Source organism: Isoptericola sp. NPDC057559 (assembly GCF_042801555.1).
Classification (GTDB): Bacteria; Actinomycetota; Actinomycetes; order Actinomycetales; family Cellulomonadaceae; genus Isoptericola.
The window spans coordinates 1-6,370 of the sequence record NZ_JBHVFQ010000052.1 but is presented as its reverse complement, the minus strand read 5'-3'; the positions used below and the strand labels follow the sequence as shown (position 1 = coordinate 6,370).

Below are 6,370 nucleotides of genomic sequence, written 5' to 3'. Positions count from 1 at the left end.
CCGCACGCCCGGGCGCCCCGCGGCCGGTCGCCGCCGGGCGGGTGGCCGTGACGGCGCACCCCCCGGCACCCCTGGCGCCGTCCGCGGCGGACCCCGCGCCGGCGCCGCGGCCCGTGCCCGCGAGCGCGCCCGCGGACTTCGACGCCGTGTGGCCCGCGGGGGTCGCGACGCTCCCCGTCGTCGACGACGGGGTGCGTATCGCCGCCGCCTGGCAGGACCCGGACGCCCCCACGAAGCTGCTCGCGCTCGACCTGCGGCTCCCCGCCCACCCTGGGCGCGTCTACCGGGTCGTCAAGGTGTGGGCCTACGACCTGGAGCGCGAGGGCCAGTGCGACGCCGTCGTGCGCGCCGAGGGCGAGGAGCCCGACCCGTCCGGCTACCCCGCGCGCGGCACCGAGGCGTGGCTCGCCTGGGACGCCGAGGCGGGCCTGCTGCGCGCGCACGAGCACCGCAACCGCACCGAGGGCACGGGCGGGCCGCTGCGGACACCGCCCGGCGGGATCCCGCCGCGCAGCGCGGCCCTGCACGCCGTCGCCCTGTCCATGCTGTGCCACGAGGGCGACGCCGGGATCGGCGGGGAGCGCGTCGTGCGCGAGCTGATCGGGAACGGCGCCCTCGGGTGGGCGGGCGTCCGCCTCGCCGCGCGCGCCCTGGTGACGCAGCCCGCGGCGAGCCCCGCGCGCATGGTCCGCCTGGTGGAGCGGCGCCCCGCCACGCTGCCCGCCCTCTGGCCGGTGCTCACCGAGGCGGTCGCCGCGGCGGGGGCCACCGACGGTCCCCTGCCCCGCTGGCTCCCCCGCGTGCTCGACGTCGCCGACGCCTCGCTGCCCTACCTCGCGGAGGCCGCCCGCCGCGGTCTCGTCCCCGCCGACGCCGCGACCTTCCCCGGGCTGGAGGCGGTCGCCGCGCGACCCGGCCGCGCCGTGGGGCCGGCCAAGGCCCGCGCGCTGCTCGCCGCCGTCGAGAGGCAGGGGCTCACGCGCGCCGCGTCGTGAGGAGCAGCGCCGGCAGGTGCCGCTCGTCGTCGGCCGGCCGCGCGACGAGCTCCGCGTCCGTGACCTCGGTGGACGTCCAGTCCGCCGACGCGAACGCGGCGCGCAGGTCGTCCGCGGTGGTGCCCCAGCCGAGACCGGCGTGCACCGACATCGCGAGCACGGCGACGAGCGCGCCCGGCGGGCAGATCGCGGCGAGCCCGGCCACGTAGGCGGCGCGGCCGCCCGCGTCGAGGGTGTGCAGCAGGCCGGAGTCCAGCACGGTGCGCGGCCGCACGTCCAGCCGGTCGAGATGGCGGGCGTCGGCCACCTCGAAGCGCACCTCGCCGGGTGGCTCGAGGATCGCCTCGGCGGCCCGCTCCCGGGCGCGGGAGATCGCGTGGGCCGCGCCGTCGACCCCCAGGACCCGGTGCCCGGCCCGCGCGACGGCGAGCGCCAGCACGCCGGTGCCGCACCCGGCGTCGAGCACGGGGTCCGCGAGCACGGACCGGCGCACGAGGGCGAGGAGCGCGGGCTGGGGCCGCCCGATCTCCCACGGTGGCGGGACGTCCCCCGCGTACAGGGCGTCGAAGTCGTGCTCCGTGCGTGCCTCCGGTCGGTCCATGCGCGCACCTCCTCCCCCAGTGTGCGCGCCTGCCGTCTACCCGGCCGCGAGGACGGCGAACGGCAGCGCCGCGACCAGCACGCCGACGCCGAGCACGACCGTGTCGTGCCGGGCCCACGGCGCCGGCTCGGCCCACGTCCGCGACCCCGCTCCCGCGAAACCGCGGGCGTCCATCGCCACCGACATCGTCGTCGCGTCCCGCAGCGTCGCCGCCAGGACGGCGAACGTCACGGAGGCGGCGTGCCGCCCGCGGTCGAGGTGCCCGCGCCCCGGCCCGAGGCCGCGTGACCGGCGGGCGCGGGACGCCTGCTCCCAGACGGCGCCGAGCCGCTCGAACCGCTGGAGCGCGGCAGCCACGCCGACCACGAACCGCGCGGGCAGCCGCAGGCGCTGGCCCAGCTGGTCGGCCAGCCCGCTCGGGTCGACCAGGGGCGCGAGCGCGACCCCGGGCAGGGCGAGCACCGCGATCCGCATCCCCGCGACGGCCGCGACCTCGAGGTCGCGCCCGCCCAGCAGCCACGTGGACCACGTGACCGACGCGACGGCCACGACCACGGCCAGATAGCGGGCCGGCGCGCCGGACCTCCGCGGCAGGCCCGCCACCCCGCAGACGAGGCAGGCGCCCAGCGCGACGGCCGCCGACGCCAGGTCGCGCACCCCGAACGAGGCGACCAACCCCAGCAGCCCGAGCGCCACGAGCACGAGCGGGTTCACCCGCCCGAGCACCCCGGTCACGCCGCCACCACCCGCCCCGGGCCGGACGCGCCCCGGTCCTGCCCGTCCCGCCTGCACGGCGGCAGGGCGACGCGGTGGTCGGCGAGGCCGACGAGGTGCCGGTCGTGGGTGCTCGCCGCGACGGTGGCGCCGTGCCCCGCCGCGGCGACGGCCCACCCGGCCACCGCCGCCCACGTGTGCCGGTCCTGGCCCACGGTCGGCTCGTCGAGCAGCGCCAGGGGAGGCCGGTGCGCGAGCGCCGCCGCCAGGGCCAGGCGCCGCTGCTCGCCGCCGGAGAGGCGGAACGGGTGCGCGTCGGCGAGGTGGTCGAGACGCAGCAGCCCGAGCACCGCCTCCAGGTCCACCGGCACGCCCAGCCGCCGACCGGTGAGCACCACCTCGTCGCGCACGCGCAGGGCGAGCAGCCCGTGCTCGGGGTGCTGCGGCACCCAGCCGCAGCGGCGGGCGAGCTCGCGGGACCGGGTGCCGCGTCCGGGCGCCCCGGCGAGGCGGCCCCGCGCGGGCCGCAGGTGCCCGGCCAGGGCCGCGACGAGCGTGGACTTCCCGGCCCCCGAGGGGCCGGTGATCGTGGTGAGACGGCCGGCAGGGAGGCGGGCGTCGACGCCGTCGAGCGCGCGGGTGGTGGTGCGGCCGTGCAGGCCGCGCGTCGTGAGGTCGACGCCGAGCGCGTCGACGGTCACGTCGGGCCCGGCGTCCTCCGGCGCGACCAGCGCCGCGGGCACCGACAGCGGGGTGGGCGCCGGCACCCCCGGGAGCCAGACGCCGGCGTCCGTGAGCGCTGCCCGGAGCGCGGGCTCCGTCCCCGGCCCCGGCGGGCGCAGCGCGCCCGGCGCGACGTCGTGCGTGACGACGCCGCCCGGGCCGAGCACGACCACCCGGTCCAGGTGCTCCAGCCACGGCCCGACCTGGTGGTCGACGACCACCAGCGAGGTGTCGGTGCCGGCGATCGCGTCGAGCACCGCGGACCGCACCTCGGCCGCGGCGTCCGGGTCGAGCATGGCGGTCGGCTCGTCGAGGAGCAGCAGGTCCGGGTCGCGGGCCAGCGCGCCGGCGAGCGCGAGCCTCTGGAGCTCGCCGCCCGACAGCGCCGACGTGGGCCGGTCGAGCGGGTACCGCAGGCCCACGCGGTCGAGCGCCCCGCGGGTGCGGCGCCAGATCTCGTCGCGCGGCAGGCCCGCGTTCTCGGGCCCGAACGCGACGTCCCTGCCGATCCGCTCGGCGACGACGGCGGCGCCCGGGTCCTGCAGCACGAGGCCGACGACGCCGTCCACGTGCGCGGTGCCGGACAGGTCGCCCGGCAGCGGGTCGCCGAGCACGCCCGCCAGGGCGTGCAGCACGGTCGACTTGCCGGCCCCGCTGGGCCCGACGAGCCCGACGCGCTCCCCGGCGCCGACCGTGAGGTCGAGCCCGTCGAGCACGGGTGCCGCCCGACCGGTGGGGCGCCACGTGAGGCCCTGCAGCCGTGCGCGCGCCACCCCTCAGCCCCGGGCGGCGCGGTCGGCCAGGTCCCTGCCGGGCCCGAACGCGTCGAGCACGCCGGCGCGGGCGAGGGCGCGCACGAGCGCCGCGCCGCCGAGCCCGGCGAGGAGCGCGCCGGACAGCGCGAAGAGGCCGAGGTAGGCGAGGCGGAAGCCCCACTGCCAGTCGGGGTAGTAGGCGAACCACTCGTAGACGGCGCCGCAGGCGCCCGCCGCGGCGCCCGACAGCGCCGCGACGGCGCTGCCGAACCGCCGGTACAGGAACAGCGCCAGCACGAGCTCGACGCCGAACCCCTGCACGACGCCCGAGACGATGGCGGAGAAGCCCCAGCCTGCGCCGAGCAGGGCCTCGACGCTCGCGGCCACGACCTCGGTGAGCAGCGCGGCGCCGGGCTTGCGGACGATGAGTCCGCCGAGCACGCCACCGAGCAGCCATCCGCCGCCGAGCAGGCCGGTGGCCGGCGGGAACACGACGACCAGACCGGCCGAGAGCAGGTGGTAGAGCTGCGTCCAGCCCCAGAAGACGACGCCGACGGCGACGCCGAGCATCGCCATCGTGACCAGGTCGACGGTGCGGTACCGCAGGTTCGCGCGAACCGTCCCGAGGACGGTCGGACGTGCGATGGGCGCGGACATTCCAGGTAACTCCCTTCGCCGGTGCTAACCGGAGCAGGTTCCAAGGGTCTGCGGCTCGTGCCCGCACTCTCAGCGCCCCTTCGACGGCGCTCCCCTGTCATGGGTGTCTTCAGATGTGGCGGCCGACGACGCGGCCGCAGCCCACCCTAGGCGACCGGTCGCCGGGCGCAAGGTCGTCCCGCAGCGTGGGCCGGCGCGAGACCCCGCACATGCGAGAAGGCCCGGAACCTGAGGGTTCCGGGCCTTCTCGTCGGGGTGGAGCTGAGGGGACTCGAACCCCTGACCCCCTGCATGCCATGCAGGTGCGCTACCAGCTGCGCCACAGCCCCGAGAACCGACTCTCGTGGCCGCGAGCGACCGACGATTCGTCTGATTCGGTGTGTTCCTCCGGTCTTGCGCCCCTCGGAACGTCGATATCTTAGGCAGACTTCGGGTCAGGTTCCAAATTCCAGTCCGGACCGGCCTGCCAGTGGTCCAGCGGGTATCCGGCGCCCACGTTGTGCGCGACGAGCCGCCAGGCCGGGACGGCGCCCTCCCCCGACCGGTGCAGGTGCGACCAGTGCACGTTGTGCATGCCGGCCAGCCCGCGCCACGAGGTCGGGTCGAGACCGAGCAGGGCCGTGACCCCCAGGGAGATCGCGGCGCCGTGGGAGACCAGCACCAGGGTCGCGTCGTCGTCCAGCTGCTCGGCGTGCTCGGCGACCGCCTCGGTCATCCGCGCGGCGACGGCCGCCTTGGACTCGGCCCCCGCGCCCGCCGGCTCGGCACCCCGCCGCCAGGCGGCGTACTCCTCGGGCCAGCGCGCGGAGATCTCCGCGCCCGTCATGCCCTCCCAGTCGCCGAAGCCGCGCTCGCGGAGCCGCACGTCGGTCTGCACGGGGGCGCCGCCGAGCGCCTCCGCGTACGCGGTCGCCGTCTCGAGGGCGCGGCCCAGGTCGGAGGACACGATGCGCGTCGCCCGGTGCGACGACGCGAGGGCGGAGCCGCCCTCCCCCGCCTGCCACCGGCCGACGTCGTCGAGGGGGATGTCGATCTGCCCCTGCAGCCGCAGGGACGCGTTGTACGCCGTACGGGCGTGGCGGAGCAGGACGACCGTGCCGGCCGTCACCGCTCGTCGCCCGCGAGGCGGATCGCTCCGTCGCCCGCGGCGTCGCCGTACTCCGCCGCCGCGGCCGCGCCGTCGCCGCCCCGCGCGTCCTCGGGCAGGTCGATGGCGGGGCAGTCCTTCCAGAGGCGCTCCAGCGCGTAGTACACGCGGTCCTCGGCGTGCTGCACGTGCACGACGACGTCGCCGAAGTCGAGCAGCACCCAGCGCGCCTGCGCCTTGCCCTCGCGACGGATCGGCTTGGCGCCGGCCTTGATCATCGCCTCCTCGACGGCGTCCACGATCGCCGAGACCTGGCGCTCGTTGGTGCCGGACGCGATGAGGAACACGTCCGTGAGGACGAGCTGCTCGCTCACGTCGAGCGCGATGATCTCCTGCGCCTTGCGGTCCGAGGCGGCCCGGGCGGCGGCGATCGCCAGCTCGACGGCGCGGGGGGTGGCGGTCATGCTGCGGCTCCAGGCTGGGGTGTCGTGAGGGAGTGGGTCACCGCGGGTGCGGCGGAGTCGGTGCTGAAGCTCTTGTCGTCCGAGCCGGCGAGCAGGAGCTTCCACACCAGCAGGCCGAGCACGAACGCGACGACGACCAGCACGATGTAGTGCAACCAGGTGTAGGACGCCTCGGGCTCGTCCCAGTCCTCCTCGTCGTCCTCCTCGACCTGCGGCGCCGCCGAGCGGGCCCGCACGGGCTGCTCCGAGGCGACCAGGGCGTCGAACGGGGACGCGGCGGGGCGCGCGGGCGCGGCCGGCGCGGCGCCCGCCGTCGGGCGCGAGGGCGGGAGGGCGGCGGGCCGCTCCGCCGCGGGGCTGGCCCAGGGCAGCGG

At 77.9% G+C, this 6,370-nt stretch carries 6 protein-coding genes, 1 tRNA gene, 2 pseudogenes and 1 riboswitch; of the genes and pseudogenes, 1 reads left to right on the top strand and 8 read right to left on the bottom strand.

Annotated features, from left to right (window positions below; translation table 11 throughout):
- Positions 1 to 995 (top strand): annotated as a pseudogene (locus ACFU5J_RS21820) (hypothetical protein); the annotation flags it as partial.
- Here the strand turns inward: ACFU5J_RS21820 and ACFU5J_RS21815 are convergent.
- The 8 genes and pseudogenes from ACFU5J_RS21815 to ACFU5J_RS21780 all read right to left on the bottom strand — a co-directional run.
- Positions 976 to 1,596 (bottom strand): class I SAM-dependent methyltransferase, encoded by a 621-nt coding sequence (locus tag ACFU5J_RS21815; RefSeq protein WP_430580111.1) that lies wholly within the window; start codon positions 1,594 to 1,596, stop codon positions 976 to 978. The pseudogene ACFU5J_RS21820 and the gene ACFU5J_RS21815 overlap by 20 nt on opposite strands.
- Before the next feature lie 36 nt (positions 1,597 to 1,632).
- A complete protein-coding gene (locus tag ACFU5J_RS21810; protein ID WP_430580110.1) occupies positions 1,633 to 2,331 on the bottom strand; it encodes an energy-coupling factor transporter transmembrane component T in 699 nt (232 codons plus the stop codon).
- Positions 2,328 to 3,806: an ATP-binding cassette domain-containing protein gene (locus tag ACFU5J_RS21805; RefSeq protein ID WP_430580109.1), complete on the bottom strand. Its 1,479-nt coding sequence runs from the start codon at positions 3,804 to 3,806 to the stop codon at positions 2,328 to 2,330. The genes ACFU5J_RS21810 and ACFU5J_RS21805 overlap by 4 nt, the downstream gene beginning before the upstream one ends.
- A 3-nt stretch (positions 3,807 to 3,809) precedes the next feature.
- Positions 3,810 to 4,445: an ECF transporter S component gene (locus tag ACFU5J_RS21800; protein ID WP_430576247.1), complete on the bottom strand. Its 636-nt coding sequence runs from the start codon at positions 4,443 to 4,445 to the stop codon at positions 3,810 to 3,812.
- Positions 4,439 to 4,551, bottom strand: a riboswitch (TPP riboswitch). (Overlaps the previous gene by 7 nt.)
- Positions 4,552 to 4,701: 150 nt before the next feature.
- Positions 4,702 to 4,774, bottom strand: a tRNA-Ala gene (locus tag ACFU5J_RS21795).
- An 89-nt stretch (positions 4,775 to 4,863) separates the two neighbouring features.
- Positions 4,864 to 5,553 (bottom strand): histidine phosphatase family protein, encoded by a 690-nt coding sequence (locus ACFU5J_RS21790; RefSeq protein ID WP_430576248.1) that lies wholly within the window; start codon positions 5,551 to 5,553, stop codon positions 4,864 to 4,866.
- Entirely contained in the window at positions 5,550 to 5,996 is a 447-nt protein-coding gene (gene rsfS / locus ACFU5J_RS21785; protein ID WP_430576249.1) for a ribosome silencing factor, read from the bottom strand. Before rsfS ends, ACFU5J_RS21790 begins: the two co-directional genes overlap by 4 nt.
- Positions 5,993 to 6,370, bottom strand: a pseudogene (locus ACFU5J_RS21780) (hypothetical protein); the annotation flags it as partial. The pseudogene ACFU5J_RS21780 and the gene rsfS, both read right to left, overlap by 4 nt.